This is a genomic window from Streptomyces sp. NPDC037273, assembly GCF_055603625.1.
In genome coordinates this window covers 154,314-171,244 of record NZ_JBVJVO010000006.1, presented here as the reverse complement: position 1 = coordinate 171,244, position 16,931 = coordinate 154,314, and the positions used below count along the sequence as shown (strand labels likewise).

Genomic DNA, 16,931 nt, shown 5'->3' with positions numbered 1-16,931 from the left:
CAAAAAAACCCCAAACACCCCCCCCCCCCCCCCCCCAAACACACCAAAGATCCCCCCCCCCCCCCCCCCCCCCCCCCCCCCCCCCCCCCCCCCCCCCCCCCCCCCCCGCGGCGGCCCCAGGCCGCCGCTGGCTCCATGTCTCCGCCACCGCCTGCGACGGCCCCCGTCCGCTCGCGCCGCAAAAGCCCGAGGAGCGGGCAGTCAGACCCGTGAAGAACCCCGCCAGTCGCCCCACGGCGAGCACGGCCGACAGCAGCGGGACGTACGCCAGGTCCGCGCGGGTCACCGCGGATTGCTCTTCACCCAGATGTGGCCGGGGCGGCCGGCCTCCACGGCTTTACCCACCTGTTCGGGCCGGGGCCCGCGTCGGGCAAGTCCAGGGGGCCACTCGTTCAAATTCCGGGCAGGATCAAAGCCTGCCCGAGTTGCCGGGCCAGCGTACGGCCCCCTGAACATGCCCGACCCCAACCCGAACAGGACACCGGCCAAAGCCGCTCCGGCCGACCGCGACGCAAGCGGTCGCGCTCATCGGCAACTGCCAGAGAACGGGCTGGACTTTGGGTGTCCTGGTCGTGGCGCCGGAGGGCGACGCCGGGGCCAGGGCGGCAGCGGAACGCTGTCAGGCGACAGCCGGAAGAGCCTGGAGCCGATCGCGGAACTCGCGGACCGACGGCACTCCGGCGTACGGCTCCAGGTATGCGCTGAACTTCGCCAGCCGGACGGATGCACGGTCCGAGCGGACGCGGTTCTCCAGCAGCTCCAGGCCGAGGTTGGCGGCGTCCAAGGCCCCGTCCAGGTCCCGGGCAGCCAGGCGTGCCGTGGCGAGGCGGCCGGAGCGTACGGCGCGGTCGCGCGGGACCGCCTGGTCCACCGCGACCGCGAGGGCGCTGGTGGCACGCTCGGGGAAGCCGGAGCGCAGCATGATCTTGCCCTCGGTGGACTTGAGTTGAGCTTCCCCGTACCAGCCCAGCCAGTCGGGTCGGTCGCCTTCGTGGTGGTCGCCCCACAGGTCGTAGGCCCGGTTGAGCGACTTGCCAGCCGCTTCGTGCTGGGTGTCTCGGGACAGGGCTTCGGCCTGGTGGAGGTAGAGGTATGAGGCCGCCGCCGGCGGGAGGGCCGTCGGGGCGTTGCCGATGGCCGTGTCGATGAGCTTCACGCGCGCGGCCGTGTCGCCGGAGTCGGAAATGTGGACGCCCATCTCGGCCAGGATGAAGGCGCCGAAACCGTCGTCCTTCGCACTGTGTGCGCTGCGGAGGGCGCCAACGTAGTAGCGCTGGCCGAGGGAGCGAAGGCCCTTGTCGTAGGCCATCCAGCCAGCGAGGTACGACACCCGGGCCGCCGTGGCGTACAGGCGGTGTTCGACGGCGTCGGTGTAGCGCCCGTGGTCGAGGAGGCCGGCGATCAGGGCGAGGTCGCTGGTGGCCTGGTCCAGGAGGCGGGCGCCGCCCATCTGATCGTCGAGTACGCGGAGGGTGTCCACGCGGGCTTCGATGGTGGTCACCATCGCATCGGTGACGCGGTCGCCATCGAATGACGAGGCGAACGCCTCTGGAGCGGCTGCCCAGTTGGCCGCGACCCCCGTCAGCGCGGCGCCGGTGATGGACAGGAATCCCCGACGATCCATGTGGCCGCTCCTGACTAGATCAGCGAACACCTTCACGGTACCCGCCGGAGTCCACGGGGCCGCCAGTGCCGTCGACTCCCAGGCCGGCAGCCATCGGGGCCAGGCCGTCGAGCGCACGTGCTCCCCAGGGATGCCCAGGAGGTCGGCGAGCACCAGTTGCGCGTCCAAGTCAGGTTCCTGCCCTTGCTCCCACTTCCAGACCGTCGTCCGGTTGGTGGCCAGCGGCACGCCCAGCGCGCCCCCTCGTTCGCACATGAGTCGGGCTAACTCGGCCTTGCCCCAGCCCTTGCCTTCTCGCACGTAGGTCAGCGGGTGCAGAGCCATCGGGTCAGACATCCCACCTCTCCCCTCAGATCGGTAGTCAGGAGGCTACTTCCCGTGTGAGAAACGGGGGTTTCTCTCGCTGGAGAAACCCCCGGGAAACGTTCCGGGCGCCTGGTCCGCGGCCGTTCACTGGGCCCCACGCCGTTCGGAGCTGAGCACCCGGGCAACCGGCTCCCCCGCACCATTCCGGACGGCTGCCAGGACCGCAGCCCGTCATCGACGCCCCCTCACGTGGGTGACGGGCTGCACCACCCCCGAGGAGGCCGTGATGAGCCAGCCCCTGCCCGTGCGCGCGCCGGGCGCCAGCGGACGTCAGCACACCGTTCCCGAGCTGCCGACCGGTCCGAGCCCGGCTTCCCGTGCCCGTGCCGAATCCGGCTGGGCGGCGAGATTCCCCCGTCGCGGAGGGGGTGACCGCGAGGAGTCCGAGCGGTGAATCCGGTCGACGCCGAAGGCCGGGAGGACCACCCCCTCCTCCACCGCCAGGTCCGCGACATCGCGAGCCGGGGCGAAGGGGAGCTGGCGGAAGTCGTCCACGAGAGGCACGGCGGCCGGCTCATCCGCATCGCCTACATCCAGCCCGCGAACGGCATTGGTTGGGCGACCGCCGCCGACAACATCGGGCCCGCCTGATGAGGCAGCGCCTCGCTGTCCTGGCCTACGTCATCGCCGTTACCGCGCTCGTCGTCACGTTGGCCATCGCCGGAAGTCCGGACCACTGAGAACGGGAGGAGCACCATGCGAGGTATCGCGAACCGCGGCTTCAATCACCGCCAGGCCGTGACCGAGGAATGGTTCCGCACCGAGGTCCTTCCTCGAGTATCCAGCGCGCGGTTCCTCCCCTACCAGGTGCGGCAGCTGCGGAGCGAGCACCTTCCCGCGATGCTGCGCGAGGAGGACCGGAAGAGCATGGCCCGTATCGCGGGGGACCTGGTGAAGGTCTCCGCGCGGTGGCGCTGCCTGCCCTTCCATTACTTCCGCTACGGCGGGTACCGGCGCGAGGTGTCCGCCGAACGAGCCTGCTCGTACCTGCCGGAGACGGCCCTGTTCCACCGGTTCCTGCCCCGCGTGAACCGCGACACGATCGAGCTGGACGACAAGACGTCCTGCAAGAAGATCCTCGCCTCGGCCGACGTCCCGCAGCCGGCACTGATCGCGAGTGGCGACCGCCACGCGGGCGTGATGTCCGACGGCGAGGCGGTGGCGCTGCCGGACGTCCTCGATCGCGTCACCGGATTCGAGCGCGTGGTGCTCAAGCCCTCCCGCTACTCCAGCGGCGGATCCGGCATCGTGATCGTCCGACCTGGTGAGGACGGCTTCGACCTGACGGGCTACGCGCAGCAGTGGGGTACGTGGCTGGTGGAGCAGCACGTCCCGCAGCATCCCGACCTGGACGTCCTGAACCCCTACGCCCTCAACACGTTCCGCGTGATCACGTTGCTGCGTGAAGGCGTCGCCGAGGTCCTGTACGTGATGCTGAAACTCGGGGGCGCCGAGGGCATCACCGACAACTCGGCCGCCGGAGGCATGCAGATCCGAGTCCACCCTGACGGAAGACTCGACCGCCACGGCTACGACCGGTACCTGGACGCCCACACCCGCCACGGGGTCAGTTCGGTGCCGTTCTCCGAGCACCGGATCTCCCGCATGACGGAGGTCTGGGAGCTGGCCGCTCGCTGTGCCCGCTTGTTCCCGCAGGTTCCCTTCATCGGCTGGGACATCGCCCTCACGTCCGAGGGACCTGTGGTCATCGAGGGAAACAGCAGCCCTTCCCTCGCACACATCCAGCGCACCCACGGAGGCGTCGCGCTGGAGCTTGTCCCCGCGCTCCGCTCCGTGATGGATCGCCCGATCATCTGACCAGGAGTTCTCGTGGAAAACCTGAAAATGCAGGCCCGTGGCGCGGCCCTGGGTCTCCTCAACACGCTCAAGGCGATGCCCGACGTCCAGGCGCTCTACGTCCTTTCCTCCTCGGCCGTCGCGCCGCGCAACGTCACCCGGTTCAGCACGGACTCCGACTTCGACCTGGCCGTCATCCTCGACGTCCCGATCAAGGAGGACGAGTGGAGGCCGCGGCCGGCGGACACGTACGCCCTGGTCCGTGACCGGCTCCCTGCCTGGATCCCGGAGTTCAGCTTCCACCTGCCGGTGCCCTGGGGACGGATGGAGGTCAACGTCCACCAGCTCCTCTTCCAGTACGAGGCCGACCCGCGGACGACGTGGAACAGCGACAAGTGCGACGCCTACGGGAACAAGGGCGAGCCGCTGTTCGACCGCGAGGACGCCTTCGAGGCGCTGATCTCCCACAAGACGCGGGAGCAGCTGGAGCGGCTGGAGGGCGAGACCCACCGGCTGTACAACCGGATCACCTGGGACGTGCGTGAGATCCCCCTCCGCATGGCGCGGCGGGTCGGGGTGCCCACCGGCCACTTCGTCCTGTCGGGGGCGCTGGACGAGGTAGTGGACTGGATGTACGCCCGCTCGGGCCGGCTGCTGCCGAACATGAAGTGGAAGCTGTACTCCCTCGGCGCGCTCGGCCTGATCAGCGGTGAGCAGGAGAACCTGCTGATCGAGGCCCAGCAGTGCGACCCGCTGTCGATGGTCGACCTGGAGCGGCGGTGTGAGGCATTGGGGGAGTTCTGCCAGTCCGCCGGGATGGACCTGAGCGCGGGCGCGATCGAGGCCGTGCGGAAGGCGTACCAGCAAGCCCACCACCACCTGCTCGGGGACGAGGCAGCGGTTTTCGCCACCCTGCCGTCCCCGCGTTTCGTCCCCTTCGGCGGGCGCGGCGCTTCCAGTTAGACGCTTATGTCCGGGCGTCAGTACGCTGCGTGATCCGCTTACACAGGAGGCATGATGTCGATCAAGGTCCACAACACGCTCACCGGCCAGACGGAGGAGTTCCGCCCCGAGCGGGAGGCCGAGGTACGGATGTTCGTGTGCGGACCCACCGTGTACGGCCCCAGCCACGTCGGGCACGCGAAGACGTACACGCAGTTCGACTTCATCGCCCGGTACCTGGAGGCGAGCGGGTACAAGGTCACGTACCTCCAGAACATCACCGACGTGGACGACAAGATCATCCGGCGGTCGGCGGAGGAGGGCGTCCCGCCGGAGGAGATCGCGGCGCTCTTCGAGAAGCAGTACCTGGAGGACATGGCCGCGCTGGGGAACACCCGCGTCGACGTCCACGCCCGGGCCCACGACCACATCGACGGCATCGTGGACCAGATCAAGCGGCTGATCGAGCGGGGCCACGCCTATCAGCTCGATGACGGCTGGTACTTCGACCTGGCCTCGTTCCCCGCGTACGGCAAGCTCTCCGGCCGTACCGACCTGCGTCCCGAGGACTCGGTGTCGCGGATCGATGACCACTCGAAGAAGCGCAACCCGGGCGACTTCGCCCTGTGGAAGGGCCGCAAGGACGGCGAGCCGTTCTGGGAGACCGAGCTGGGCCAGGGCCGGCCGGGGTGGCACATCGAGGACACCGCGATCACGGAGACGTTCTTCGGGCCCTCGTACGACCTGCACGGCGGGGCCGTGGACCTCATCTTCCCGCACCACGAGGCCGAGGTGGCCCAGATGGAAGCCGCCTCCGGCATCGAGCCGCTGGCCCGGTACTGGATGCACACCGGTCTACTGCGGGTGGACGGCGAGAAGATGTCGAAGAGCACCGGCAACTTCCTCACCATCCGCGACGCCCTCACCCGGACGGACTTCCGCACCCTGCGGCACGCCTTCCTCTCCCAGCACTACCGCTCCTCCATGGAGCTGAGTGACTCCACGCTGGAGCAGGCCCGGGGGGCACGCCGCCGGATCGAGAACTTCGCCCGGACCATCGACGCCGCGCACACGGACAGCCAGGAGAACACCGCACGCGCCGCCGACACCTGGAGGGAGATGCGTGAGCGCCTGGACGACGACTTCGACACCCCCGGCGCCCTGGCCGTCCTCTTCCAGTTCATCCGCGAGCAGAACCGCATGGACGAGCCTGCCGGACCGGCCGCTCAGAGGTTGATCGAGGACGTGAACAACCTCTTCGGAACCTTCGACATCTCCGGCGCCGCCCAGAGCGATGCCGCGGTTGACGAACTCGTAAAGGAGCGCGACCGGCTCCGTGCGGCGAGGAAGTTCGCCGAGGCCGACGCCATCCGAGACCAGCTCACCGAGCAGGGCGTGATCCTCGAAGACTCGCCCGAAGGCACCCGTTGGTGGAAGGAGCCCACCTCATGACCTGGAAGAGCCACTTACCGCTCGTTGTGGAGAGCGCGATCCCCCTCAGCCTCTGCGGAGCGCTGATGGACCACGTGAAGAGCCAGACCGCCCACCCGCGCACCTACCAGGGCGTCATTGACGAATCGCTGCGGAAGAGCGAGTACGTCGAGGTCCCGACGCGCTTGGAGGAGACGGCCATTTACTACTCGGCTCCCTACCTGCGCGACCACTTCGAGATCGCCGCGAAGCGCATACCCACCCAGCCCGCGGTGGTCTACCGCTACGGGCCCGGAGTCGGTTTCGTCGCCCACCACGACGAGGTCACCGACATCGAACGCGAGCGGGCCCGTACCAACGGACAGCCCGTCGTGGGCGGCGACCTCACCCTTGTGATCTGGCTCAACACACCAGACTCCTATGGCGGGGGCGAGCTCTTCTTCGAGAACCCCGCCCAGGAGATCAAGCCCCCCTGCGGGAGTCTGGTCGCCTTCCCGGCCACCCGCGACCACATCCACGGCGTACGGCCGATCACGAGCGGCGAACGCGTCACCCTCGTCGTGCGCACCGATGCCGAACGCCTCTGAGCGCCGGCTACCGCCCTGTCAGAGAGGGCAGCCCGGCTGCCAGGATGAGCGGCATGACGACGATCGACGGTGAGGTGGCGTCCGGCTTCGAGCCGGTCCGCGAGGCGTTCTTGGCGAACTTCACCCAGCACGGGGACATCGGCGCGGCCGTGTGCGTCTACCAGCACGGTCGGCCAGTGGTGGACCTCTGGGCTGGAGTCGCCGACCCGGAAACCGGGCGTCCGTGGAGGCGGGACACCCTGCAACTGGTCTATTCGGCAACCAAGGGAGCCACCACGACCGCAGCGCACATGCTGGCCGAGCGCGGCATGCTCGACCTCGACGCACCGGTGGCGAGGTACTGGCCGGAGTTCGCGGCGAACGGCAAGGCGGACATCCCCGTCCGCTGGCTTCTGTCCCACCAAGCCGGCCTAGTCGCGCTGGATCACCCTCTGCCCCTCGCCGAGGCGCTGAGCTGGGAGCCCATGGTGGCAGCGTTGGCGGCCCAGCGCCCCCAGTGGACTCCGGGCACTGCGCACGGGTACCACGGCCGAACGTGGGGCTGGCTGGTCGGCGAGGTGATCCGCCGAGCCGCCGGCCGCTCGATGGGCCGGTTCTTCGCCGAGGAGATCGCGCGCCCGCTGGGACTGGACTTCTTCATCGGCCTGCCCGAGGGGGAACGCGATCGAGTCAGCCGTATGGCGTACCGCCCACCGGCCGTGGACCTTACGGCGGTGCCGGCCGAGTCGGTTCCCGAGGATCTTCGTGAACAGGTAGCCGCTTGGCGGGACCCGAACTCACTGAGCAACCGGGCGTTCGCGGTCACCAACCCGGCCGCGATCGACTTCGACTCGCCAGAGGTACAGGCTGCGGAACTCCCCTCCTCCAACGGCATCGGCACCGCACGGGCACTAGCCCGCATGTACGCGGCGCTGATCGGCGAGGTTGACGGAGTACGCCTCCTTGCCCCGGAGACCCTGGCATCGGCGACCAAGGAACAGGCCAGTGGGAAGGATCAGGTGATGCTGATCCCCAGCCGATTCGGCACCGGCTACATGCTGCCCACGGAAGGCAACGCCATGACCGGTCCGCAGGCGTTCGGCCACACGGGCCGCGGTGGCTCACTCGCCTTCGCCGACCCACAGCAAGGCATCGCCTTCGGCTACGTCATGAACCACATCGTCAGCGGGTCGGACGACGTGCGGGCGGCTACGCTGGCGGAGGCAGTACGGAAGGCTGTGGCGTGACGGCAGCGCGGCAGGGGCCCGTATGAAGCCAGTGGACCAGGTGTGGACCGCCGGAGGCGGCAAGGGGTCAGGCAACCGGGGAACGAGCAGGTCAGCCACGGTGAAGACGCTTCCCGCAGCACTCTCTTGAAAACCGTCGTGGCAGCGATGTCACCGTGGGTTCAAATCCCACACCCACCGCACTGATTCGGCCTCCACGCCGACGCCAAGAGGGGCGCCCCGGAAACAGGGCGCCCCTCTTGGCGTCCGGGCCACCCGGCGGGCTCGTACCACCGGGTGGGGGTCCCGGGATGGCGGGGGCGGGGACAGGGGGTGACGATCGCAGCAGGTGTGGGCTGTGGCCCCCTTCTTCTGACCTGCCCCCTTTGGAGGTACCCGACATGGCAGGCTTCTCGCTCGACTCCGTCGAAGACGTCGTCGGCAGTGGAAAGGCCGTGATCTCGGCCGATGACAGCACGGTGGTCGCCACCGTGCAGGACACCCTGAGGGGCGGCAGGTCCGCGACGTTCTACCTGACTCCGGAGCAGGCGGCGAGGGTCAGGTCCTGGTACTGGACGCCCATGCGGGTCAAGGAGCGGGGGCTGGAGGCCGTCTCCAACGATGAGCTGGCCAGGATCGAGTCGGAGCTGGGCGTCGAGGGCCTGGGCCACTCGTACTCCAACCGGGTCGAGTGCGAATGCGGCTCCGTCTACGGCGCGTTCGAGTTCATCCAGCAGGGGATCGCGGAGCACGGCAAGCAGCAGGTGGACGCGGTGCTCGCGCTGGAGGGCGTCTATGTCCTGCGGGTCAATCCCGTGAACACCGCTGTGTGCCCCTCCTGCGCGCGCACGATCACCGTCGGCCATGAGTACGACATGGCCTCCAGGTATGGGTGCAGCCGGTCCGAGGCGCCCGTCTGAGGGGTGAAAGCGCAGGTCAGGGGAGGAGCGTAGGGAGTGGTGGGGGTTCTGCGGATGCGGATTGGGTGGGGGGCCGTGATGCTGGAGGGGCTGGAACCGCGCTAGGAGGCCAGGATGTCCATGATGGACAAGCTCAAGGGAATGCTGAAGGGGCACGAGGACAAGGCGTCCCAGGGCATCGACAAGGCGGGCGACTTCGTCGACGACAAGACGCAGGGCAAGTACAGCAGCCAGGTCGACACGGCCCAGGACAAGCTCAAGGAGCAGCTGGGCACCACGGACCGGGGCCAGAGCGAGCCGCCGCCCCAGCAGTAGGGCTCTGCCGCACTCGCGGGCGGGGTCGTACGGAGGAGGGTGAAGGGGCGTGCCGGGATCGTGCCCGGGGCGCCCCTTCCGGCTGTGCCGGTGGTGCGAAATCGAGTGGCCGGGGCGTGGTGACAGGGGCTTGGATCCGGGGAGCGGGGACAACCGGAGGAAGGGGCCCGTCGTGGTGCGGATCGTGCTGGTTCAGGGGGACATCACCGTCGAGGCGGCGGACGCGGTGGTCAATGCCGCGAACTCCTCGCTGCTCGGTGGCGGCGGGGTCGACGGCGCCATCCACCGGAAGGGCGGTCCCGAGATCCTGGCCGCCTGCCAGGACCTGCGGCGCTCGCACTACGGCAAGGGGCTGCCGACCGGGCGCGCCGTGGCGACCACGGCGGGGCGGTTGCCGGCCCGGCATGTGATCCACACGGTCGGGCCGGTCTGGTCGCGGGACGAGGACCGTTCGGAGCTGCTCGCCTCCTGTTACCGCGAGTCCCTCCGGGTGGCCGACGAGCTGGGGGACCGTACGGTCGCGTTCCCGGCGATCTCCACCGGGATCTACGGCTGGCCGATGGACGACGGCGCCCGGATCGCGGTGGAGACGGTACGGGCGGCCCGTACCGAGGTGGAGGAAGTGCGGTTCGTGCTGTTCGACGCGCCCGCGTACGCGGCTTTCGAGGCGGCGGTGGGGAACGCGACGGGGGATGCCACGGGGGACGCCACGGGAAACGAAGGCGGGCGCTGATTCGAATTCCTCTTCGCGGTCGGTGGATGAGTTCTATTTCTCCGGCCGGGAGACGCGCCGTGGCATCCGTCCATGCGGAAGGTTGGCGGAAAATCTGCCGGAACGCTTCCTCTCTTGCGGCGCATCGGCTGTGCCGGTCCTGAAGCCTCTGCGGGGCTGTGAGCTGCGGCTTTCATCTGACTGTTGGGGTTTATCGGCTTGTCCTCACGCTTGCGGGGGAATCGGCCGCTCCGGGGTGGTTCGCCGGGGATTCGGTGGGCAACTCTGGATTCGCGACGTCGAGCAGAAAACGACCGGGGCGGTAGGCCAACTGCCTTGGACATGGCCGTAGTTCAGATCACTTCAGAACAGCTCCGTGCACCAGCACCAGTTTCAGTTCCCGGAGGAACAGACATGGCAAGCATCCGTACCGCCCGCATCTTCGCCGCCGCCGCCGCCCTGCCCCTCGCCGCCGCGCTCTTCACGGGGGTGGCCCAGGCCGACAACGGCGGGTTCGCGGACGACGGATCGAACACGAGCGTCGCGTCGATCATCGGCAGCGGCGTGGGTGGGGACAACTACGGCAACTCGACCACCACGCAGCAGGTGGCGACCGGTTCCGGTGCCTCCAACCAGAACAACACCGCGAGTGTGAACGGCTCCGCGTTCACGCACATCGCGCAGTCCAACAACGTCGTGAACTTCAACCCGTGGTGGTGACCGACAGCACGGGATCCGGCCCGACGGGGGGCGTGACCGCGGTGTGAACGACGGCCTGTACGGCGGTACTTCGGTACCGACGTGCGGGCCGTCGCGCTGTTGGGGGTGGCCGTCGTGGGCGCTGTGGGGCGGTCCTCGTGCTGTTGTGGGTGGTCTGTGTGTCGTTACGGGTGATCCTCCGGGCGTCTCCGACCTTGACAGGGGTCCTGAATCTGACGGACAGTCAGAAACCTCAGTCGTCCCACGGGAGGCCGTCGCCGTGCACCTCGCCCCGACCGAGCGGCAGCTGCGGCTGCGCGCCGAACTCCGCGCGTACTTCCGGGAGCTGATGCCCGACGGTCCGCCGCCGCCCGAGGACTCGGCGGCCCAGCGCCGGCTGCTGAGTAGGATCGGCGCCGACGGGCTGCTCGGCCTGGGCTGGCCGGAGGAGTACGGCGGGCAGGGGCGCGGCCCCGACGAGCAGTTCGTGTTCTTCGACGAGGCCTACCGCGCGGGCGCCCCCGTCTCGATGGTCACCCTGAACACGGTCGGACCGACCTTGATGGCGTACGGCACCGAGGAGCAGAAGGCCTACTTCCTGCCCCGGATCCTGCGCGGCGAGACCGTCTTCGCCATCGGGTACAGCGAGCCCGAGGCGGGCACCGACCTCGCCTCGCTCCGCACCCGGGCGGTACGGGACCCGGGCGGGCCGGCGGGGAACGCGCCGGGCGGCGGCCCGGCGGAGGACGGCTGCTGGGTGATCGACGGGCAGAAGATCTTCACTTCGAACGCCCAGAACGCCGACTGGATCTGGCTCGCCTGCCGCACCGATCCCGACGCGCCGCCGCACCGGGGCATCTCGATCGTCCTCGTCCCCACCGACGCCCCCGGCTTCTCCTGGACGCCGATCGCGACCGTGGGCGGGCTGACGACGACGGCCACCTACTACGACGGGATCCGGGTCCCCGCCGGGAACCTCGTCGGACCCGAGCACGGCGGCTGGGGGCTCATCACCAGCCAGCTCAACCACGAACGGGTCGCGCTCGCCGCGATCGGCATGCAGGCCGAGGACTTCTTCGCGGCCGTGCTGGACCGGGCCCGTACCCCCGATCCGGTGACGGGCAAGCGCCGCGTTGACGAGCCGTGGATCAGAATCCGGGCCGCCGAAGCGCACGCCAGGCTGGCCGCGACACGCCTGCTGAACTGGCGTTTGGTGGGGGATGTGGGGGCCGGCCGACTGGCCCCGGGGGACGCGAGCGGCGTGAAGTTCGCGGGAACCGAATCGGCGGTGGAGGTGTATCGAATATGTCAGGAGATCGCGGGCGGAGCGGGGACGGTGCGAGCGGGATCGCCGGGGGAGTTCGACGGCGGTGAGCTGGAGCGCATGAACCGTGCCGCACAGATCAACACCTTCGGGGGAGGGGTGAGCGAGGTGCAGCGCGAGATCGTCGCGAGGATGCGGCTCGGCATGAAGGGGAGGGGGCGGCGATGACCCCCACGGAGCGGGACGACCCGCTGTACGAACGGCTCGTGGCCTACGAGGGCAGGCCGGCCGCCATCGGCGGCACCGGCAAGGACCCGGTCAACCTGCCCATGATCAGGCACTGGTGCGAGGCCATGGGGGACGAGCACCCCGCCTACCGGGGACCGGACGCCGTCGCACCCCCGACCATGCTCCAGGCCTGGACGATGGGCGGCCTCTCCGGCCACACCGACCGCTCCGGGGCGTACGACGAACTGTCCGCGCTCCTCGACGGCGCCGGGTACACCTCGGTGGTCGCCACCGACTGCGAGCAGGAGTACCTGCGGCCGCTGCGGCCCGGCGACGAGATCACCTTCGACGCCGTCATCGAGTCCGTCTCCCCGCGCAAGACCACCAAGCTCGGCACGGGCCACTTCGTGACGACCAGGATGGACGTCCGGGCGGGCGGCGAACTCGCCGGCACCCACCGCTTCCGCATCCTGAAGTACGCCCCCGCCGACCGACCCGCCAAGCCCACGCCCCCGGCCGGGCGGCCCGCGGCGCGCAGGCCCAGGCCCGTCATCAACCGGGACAACGCCGGGTTCTGGGAGGGCGTGGCCGCGCACAAGCTGCTGATCCAGCGCTGCGGCGACTGCGCGGCCCTGCGTTTCCCCTGGCTGCCCGGGTGCGCCGACTGCGGGTCGCGGGAGTGGGACACGGTCGAGGCGAGCGGTGAGGGGACGGTCTTCTCGTACGTGGTGATGCACCACCCGTCGTTCCCGGCGTTCGACCCGCCCTACGCGGTCGGCCTCGTCGAACTCGCCGAGGGCGTACGGATGATCAGCAACGTGGTGGGAGTGCCGTACGACAAGGTGCGGATCGGGATGCCGGTGCGGCTGGAGTTCCTGCGGGCTGACGAGGAGCTGGAGCTCCCCGTCTTCCGCGCGGGAGGGGAGGACTGACATGGACTTCACCCCCACCGAGGAGCAGGAGGCGGCCCGCGAGCTGGCCGGCCGGATCTTCGGCGACCTCTCCACCCACGAGCGGCTCAGGTCCGCCGGTACCGGCACCGACGCCGAACTCTGGAAGGCGCTCTGCGCCGCGGGCCTCCCGGGCTCCGTCGAGGACACCGGCCTCCTAGGCCTCGTCCTCCTCCTGGAGGAACAGGGCCGGGTCACCGCCCAGGTCCCCTTCGCCGCGAGCTGCGTGTACGGGATCCTCGCCGTCGCCCGGCACGGCACGGCCGAGCAGCGCGACCGCCTCCTCCCCGGCCTCCGCGACGGCACCACGGTCGTGACGGGCGCGCTGCCGACGACGGCCGTCGCGAGCGCGCCGGCCTCGACCGCCTCTACGGCCTCTACGGGGGCGGCGGCCTCGACGTCTCCGGTGCTCGGGGGCTCCGGTGGTGCTCGGCTCAGTGGGGTCGTGGAGTGGGTGCCGTGGCTCAGGGACGCGACCCATGTCCTCGTCCCGGACGAGGATCACGTCCTGTGGCTGGTCCGCACCGAGGACGCGACCGTCGAGGCCGTGGAGCTCACGGCCCCGTGGTCGGCCGGCCGGCTCGTCCTGGACGGAGCGCCGGCGGAGCGGCTCGGGGCGGCCGAGGGACGTCCGGCGGGGCCCGAGGGACGTCCCCCGGGAACGGGAACGGGGACGGGGTCGGCGACCGGGACGGGGCCCGACGAGCACAACCGGGCCGCGCCCGCGGCCTACGCAGACGTGCTGGCCGCCGCGCGGATCGCGTTCGCGGGGCTGCAGGCGGGGGTGTGCGCGGGGTCGCTGGCCAGGGCGGTGGCGTACACCTCGGTGCGGGAGCAGTTCGGGCGGCCGCTCGCCACGCATCAGGCGGTGCAACTGAGGGCGGCCGACGCGCACATGGACACGGAGGCCATCCGGGTCACGGCGTACGAGGCGGCCTGGCGGTTCGACGAGGGGCTGGCGGCGGAGGGCGCGGCCCTGACCGCCGCCTGGTGGGCCTCCGAGGCGGGGAAGAGGGTCGTGCACGCGGGGCAGCATCTGCACGGCGGCATGGGCGCGGACCTCGACCATCCGGTCCACCGCCACTTCCTGTGGGGCCGGCAGCTCGACGCGTATCTGGGCTGCGGCACCGAACTCCTCGCCGAGCTCGGCGACCTGCTCGCGAAGGGAGAGCTGTCATGAAGCCGGGGGACGAGCTGCCGCCGCTGAGCATCCCGATCACCCGCACCCTGATCGTCGCCGGGGCCGTCGCCTCCCGCGACTACCAGGACGTGCACCACGACGCGGAGCTGGCCCGCGAGAAGGGCTCCCCGGACGTCTTCATGAACATCCTCACCACCAACGGGCTCGTCGGCCGCTACATCACCGACCACTTCGGCCCCCAGGCCGTCCTGCGCAAGGTCGCCATCCGGCTCGGCGCGCCCAACTATCCGGGCGACACCATGGTCCTGACCGGCACGGTCACCGAGGTCGAAGGGGACACGGCCCGGGTCCGGGTGGTCGGGGCGAACGGGCTCGGGCACCACGTCACCGGGACGGTCACCGTGGAGGTGGCGCGATGAGCGTCCGCGGCAGGGACACGCTGGGCGGCCGGGCGGCCGTCGTGGGCATCGGGGCGACAGAGTTCTCCAAGGACTCGGGCCGCAGCGAACTCTCGCTCGCCGTCGAGGCGGTGCGGGCGGCCCTGGACGACGCCGGGCTCACCCCCGCCGACGTCGACGGCCTGGTCACCTTCACGATGGACACCAACCCCGAGATCACCGTCGCCCAGGCGTCCGGCATCGGCGAGCTGTCGTTCTTCTCCCGGGTGCACTACGGCGGCGGGGCGGCCTGCGCCACCGTGCAGCAGGCCGCGCTCGCGGTCGCCGCCGGAGTCGCCGAGGTCGTCGTTTGCTACCGGGCGTTCAACGAGCGCTCGGGCCGCCGCTTCGGCTCCGGCGTCCAGCAGCGCGAACCCTCCGCCGAGGGCGCCGCCCTGGGCTGGCAGCTGCCCTTCGGGCTGCTCACCCCGGCCTCCTGGGTCGCGATGGCGGCCCAGCGGTACCTCCACACCTACAACCTCACCCCGGACGCCTTCGGCCATGTCGCCGTCACCGACCGGCGGCACGCGGCCCGCAACCCCGCCGCCTACTTCCACGGGAAGCCGATCACCCTCGCCGACCACGCCGCCTCGCGCTGGATCGTCGAGCCGCTCCGGCTCCTCGACTGCTGCCAGGAGACCGACGGCGGCCAGGCGATCGTCGTCACCTCGGTCGAGCGGGCCCGCGACCTGCCCCATCCGCCCGCCGTGATCGTGGCGGCGGCCCAGGGCGCCGGACGCAAGCAGGAGGCCATGACCAGCTTCTACCGGGACGAGCTGGCCGGGCTGCCGGAGATGGGCGTGGTCGCCCGGCAGTTGTGGCGGACGTCCGGGCTCGCGCCCACCGACATCGACGTGGGCATCCTCTACGACCACTTCACCCCGTTCGTGCTGATGCAGCTGGAGGAGTTCGGCTTCTGCGCGCCGGGCGAGGCGGCCGACTTCGTCGCGGCCGACGCGCTCCCGCTGAACACCCACGGCGGCCAGCTCGGCGAGGCCTACCTCCACGGCATGAACGGCATAGCCGAAGCGGTCCGACAGCTGCGCGGCACCTCCGTGAACCAGATACCCGGCGCGGCCCGCACCCTCGTCACCGCGGGCACCGGTGTTCCCACGTCCGGGTTGATCCTGGGCTCGGACGGCTGAGGCGACGGCCCCACCAGTGGCCGCGCGGCCCGCCCGGTCCTTCACTCGCGCCATGAGCACAAGAGCCCGAGCCTCCACCCGACCTGACCCCGACTCCGTAACCGAGCCCCCATCCCACTCCGTATCCGAGCCCCCATCCCACTCCGTATCCGAGCCCCCACCCGGCCCCGTACCGGCACCCGTGCCCCCGCCGTGCCGCCCGCCCTCGCGTCCGCGGTCCACGGCGGGGGTGCGGACCGTCGTCGCCGGTCTGCTGGCGGCGGTGGCCGGCGCGGCCCTCCTGGCCACCCCGACGCCGGCCACGGCCACAGCCACGGCGCCGGACAGTCCCACGGCCACGGCCACAGGCACGGCGCCGGGTGCCCCCGCGGCCCCCGCCCCGGCCCCCGCCCCCGCCCTCGCGTACTTCGCGGGCAAGGCGTTCGACACCTGCGAGGCGCCGTCGCTGGCGGTGATGAAGGCGTGGCGGAGTTCGGCGTACGGGGCGGTGGGGGTGTACTTCGCGGGGCGGGGGAGGGGGTGTCCGGAGCAGCGGGAGCTGAGCCGCACGTGGGTGGAGTCGGTGCACGGCATGGGGTGGCGGGTGCTGCCGCTGTTCGTCGGCTCCCAGGCGCCGTGCGCCGTCTCCCCGGCCAAGCGGCGGTACGCCATCGGCGCGGGGCCCTGGAGGCAGGGCACGCGGGAGGCGGGCGAGGCGGTGAAGGCGGCGCGGGCGCTGGGTCTTGGCGCGAGCAGTCCGCTGTACCTCGACATCGAGGCGTACGAGCGGGACGACGCGCGCTGTGCCGCGACGACGCTCTCGTTCGTCCGGGGCTGGAACCGCGAGGTGCGGCGCCTCGGCTACGTCCCCGGTTTCTACAGCAGCGCCGACTCGGGGGTGCGGGACATCGAGGCGCAGCGGAGGGCGGGCACGAAGGACCTGCCGTCGGTGATGTGGTTCGCGCGCTGGCGTGGCCGGCCCGCGCTGTACGCCGAGTCCGTACTGCACCCGCAGGCCTGGACGCCCCGCGCCCGTATCCACCAGTACGCGGGCGACGTCGCCGAGTCCCACGGGGGTCGCCGCCTCCTGATCGACCGCAGCGCCGTGGACGCCCCCGTCGCCCGCGTCACGACCCCGGCGAAGGCCCCCCGACCCTGACACGGGGGTCGGGGGACTCCACCCAGAGGA

At 70.8% G+C, this 16,931-nt stretch carries 17 protein-coding genes; 16 read left to right on the top strand and 1 reads right to left on the bottom strand.

Features of this window, described 5'->3' with window-relative positions; genetic code table 11:
• Window positions 1-619 precede the first annotated feature (619 nt).
• Complete coding sequence (locus tag ACZ7G1_RS18295; protein WP_470878187.1) at window positions 620-1,960, bottom strand: helix-turn-helix domain-containing protein; 1,341 nt, start codon at window positions 1,958-1,960, stop codon at window positions 620-622.
• 420 nt (window positions 1,961-2,380) lie between these two features.
• Between ACZ7G1_RS18295 and ACZ7G1_RS18290 the strand changes: the two genes are divergently transcribed.
• From ACZ7G1_RS18290 to ACZ7G1_RS18215, 16 genes are all read left to right on the top strand, one after another.
• Window positions 2,381-2,581: a hypothetical protein gene (locus tag ACZ7G1_RS18290; protein WP_356211210.1), complete on the top strand. Its 201-nt coding sequence runs from the start codon at window positions 2,381-2,383 to the stop codon at window positions 2,579-2,581.
• 105 nt (window positions 2,582-2,686) lie between these two features.
• Window positions 2,687-3,808, top strand: coding sequence for a sugar-transfer associated ATP-grasp domain-containing protein (locus ACZ7G1_RS18285; protein ID WP_470878186.1), 1,122 nt, complete (start codon window positions 2,687-2,689; stop codon window positions 3,806-3,808).
• Window positions 3,809-3,820: 12 nt separating this feature from the next.
• The gene (locus tag ACZ7G1_RS18280) at window positions 3,821-4,750 is read left to right on the top strand and encodes a hypothetical protein (RefSeq protein ID WP_470878185.1); all 930 of its coding nucleotides are present in this window, start codon (window positions 3,821-3,823) and stop codon (window positions 4,748-4,750) included.
• A 51-nt stretch (window positions 4,751-4,801) separates the two neighbouring features.
• The gene (gene cysS / locus ACZ7G1_RS18275) at window positions 4,802-6,181 is read left to right on the top strand and encodes a cysteine--tRNA ligase (RefSeq protein ID WP_470878184.1); all 1,380 of its coding nucleotides are present in this window, start codon (window positions 4,802-4,804) and stop codon (window positions 6,179-6,181) included.
• Entirely contained in the window at window positions 6,178-6,747 is a 570-nt protein-coding gene (locus ACZ7G1_RS18270) for a 2OG-Fe(II) oxygenase (protein WP_470878183.1), read from the top strand. The genes cysS and ACZ7G1_RS18270 overlap by 4 nt, the downstream gene beginning before the upstream one ends.
• Before the next feature lie 53 nt (window positions 6,748-6,800).
• Window positions 6,801-7,973 (top strand): serine hydrolase domain-containing protein, encoded by a 1,173-nt coding sequence (locus ACZ7G1_RS18265; protein WP_470878182.1) that lies wholly within the window; start codon window positions 6,801-6,803, stop codon window positions 7,971-7,973.
• Window positions 7,974-8,353: 380 nt separating this feature from the next.
• Window positions 8,354-8,872: a hypothetical protein gene (locus tag ACZ7G1_RS18260; RefSeq protein WP_470878181.1), complete on the top strand. Its 519-nt coding sequence runs from the start codon at window positions 8,354-8,356 to the stop codon at window positions 8,870-8,872.
• Window positions 8,873-8,986: 114 nt separating this feature from the next.
• On the top strand, window positions 8,987-9,187 hold the full coding sequence (locus ACZ7G1_RS18255; protein WP_470878180.1) for an antitoxin: 201 nt from the start codon (window positions 8,987-8,989) through the stop codon (window positions 9,185-9,187).
• Window positions 9,188-9,359: 172 nt separating this feature from the next.
• Window positions 9,360-9,920, top strand: coding sequence for an O-acetyl-ADP-ribose deacetylase (locus ACZ7G1_RS18250; RefSeq protein ID WP_470878179.1), 561 nt, complete (start codon window positions 9,360-9,362; stop codon window positions 9,918-9,920).
• A 393-nt stretch (window positions 9,921-10,313) separates the two neighbouring features.
• Window positions 10,314-10,619 carry a hypothetical protein gene (locus ACZ7G1_RS18245; protein WP_470878178.1) on the top strand — a complete coding sequence of 102 codons (306 nt, stop codon included), beginning with the start codon at window positions 10,314-10,316 and terminating at the stop codon, window positions 10,617-10,619.
• Between the two features lie 259 nt (window positions 10,620-10,878).
• Window positions 10,879-12,090 (top strand): acyl-CoA dehydrogenase family protein, encoded by a 1,212-nt coding sequence (locus ACZ7G1_RS18240; RefSeq protein ID WP_470878177.1) that lies wholly within the window; start codon window positions 10,879-10,881, stop codon window positions 12,088-12,090.
• Window positions 12,087-13,022: a bifunctional MaoC family dehydratase N-terminal/OB-fold nucleic acid binding domain-containing protein gene (locus ACZ7G1_RS18235; RefSeq protein ID WP_470878176.1), complete on the top strand. Its 936-nt coding sequence runs from the start codon at window positions 12,087-12,089 to the stop codon at window positions 13,020-13,022. Before ACZ7G1_RS18240 ends, ACZ7G1_RS18235 begins: the two co-directional genes overlap by 4 nt.
• 1 nt (window position 13,023) lies before the next feature.
• Window positions 13,024-14,220, top strand: coding sequence for an acyl-CoA dehydrogenase family protein (locus ACZ7G1_RS18230; RefSeq protein ID WP_470878175.1), 1,197 nt, complete (start codon window positions 13,024-13,026; stop codon window positions 14,218-14,220).
• A complete protein-coding gene (locus tag ACZ7G1_RS18225; RefSeq protein WP_470878174.1) occupies window positions 14,217-14,600 on the top strand; it encodes a MaoC family dehydratase in 384 nt (127 codons plus the stop codon). Before ACZ7G1_RS18230 ends, ACZ7G1_RS18225 begins: the two co-directional genes overlap by 4 nt.
• Window positions 14,597-15,763: a lipid-transfer protein gene (locus tag ACZ7G1_RS18220; protein WP_470878173.1), complete on the top strand. Its 1,167-nt coding sequence runs from the start codon at window positions 14,597-14,599 to the stop codon at window positions 15,761-15,763. Before ACZ7G1_RS18225 ends, ACZ7G1_RS18220 begins: the two co-directional genes overlap by 4 nt.
• 229 nt (window positions 15,764-15,992) lie before the next feature.
• Window positions 15,993-16,901: a DUF1906 domain-containing protein gene (locus ACZ7G1_RS18215; RefSeq protein ID WP_470878172.1), complete on the top strand. Its 909-nt coding sequence runs from the start codon at window positions 15,993-15,995 to the stop codon at window positions 16,899-16,901.
• Window positions 16,902-16,931: the final 30 nt, after the last annotated feature.

What these genes read in the sequence shown, in the direction of transcription:
- ACZ7G1_RS18260 (WP_470878181.1), top strand. Translation starts at nt 8,354, where the DNA reads ATGGCAGGCTTCTCGCTCGACTCCGTCGAAGACGTCGTCGGCAGTGGA.
- ACZ7G1_RS18225 (WP_470878174.1), top strand. Translation starts at nt 14,217, where the DNA reads ATGAAGCCGGGGGACGAGCTGCCGCCGCTGAGCATCCCGATCACCCGC.
- ACZ7G1_RS18230 (WP_470878175.1), top strand. Translation starts at nt 13,024, where the DNA reads ATGGACTTCACCCCCACCGAGGAGCAGGAGGCGGCCCGCGAGCTGGCC.
- ACZ7G1_RS18255 (WP_470878180.1), top strand. Translation starts at nt 8,987, where the DNA reads ATGTCCATGATGGACAAGCTCAAGGGAATGCTGAAGGGGCACGAGGAC.
- ACZ7G1_RS18295 (WP_470878187.1), bottom strand. Translation starts at nt 1,960, where the DNA reads ATGTCTGACCCGATGGCTCTGCACCCGCTGACCTACGTGCGAGAAGGC.
- ACZ7G1_RS18270 (WP_470878183.1), top strand. Translation starts at nt 6,178, where the DNA reads ATGACCTGGAAGAGCCACTTACCGCTCGTTGTGGAGAGCGCGATCCCC.
- ACZ7G1_RS18245 (WP_470878178.1), top strand. Translation starts at nt 10,314, where the DNA reads ATGGCAAGCATCCGTACCGCCCGCATCTTCGCCGCCGCCGCCGCCCTG.
- ACZ7G1_RS18220 (WP_470878173.1), top strand. Translation starts at nt 14,597, where the DNA reads ATGAGCGTCCGCGGCAGGGACACGCTGGGCGGCCGGGCGGCCGTCGTG.
- ACZ7G1_RS18285 (WP_470878186.1), top strand. Translation starts at nt 2,687, where the DNA reads ATGCGAGGTATCGCGAACCGCGGCTTCAATCACCGCCAGGCCGTGACC.
- ACZ7G1_RS18265 (WP_470878182.1), top strand. Translation starts at nt 6,801, where the DNA reads ATGACGACGATCGACGGTGAGGTGGCGTCCGGCTTCGAGCCGGTCCGC.
- cysS (WP_470878184.1), top strand. Translation starts at nt 4,802, where the DNA reads ATGATGTCGATCAAGGTCCACAACACGCTCACCGGCCAGACGGAGGAG.
- ACZ7G1_RS18235 (WP_470878176.1), top strand. Translation starts at nt 12,087, where the DNA reads ATGACCCCCACGGAGCGGGACGACCCGCTGTACGAACGGCTCGTGGCC.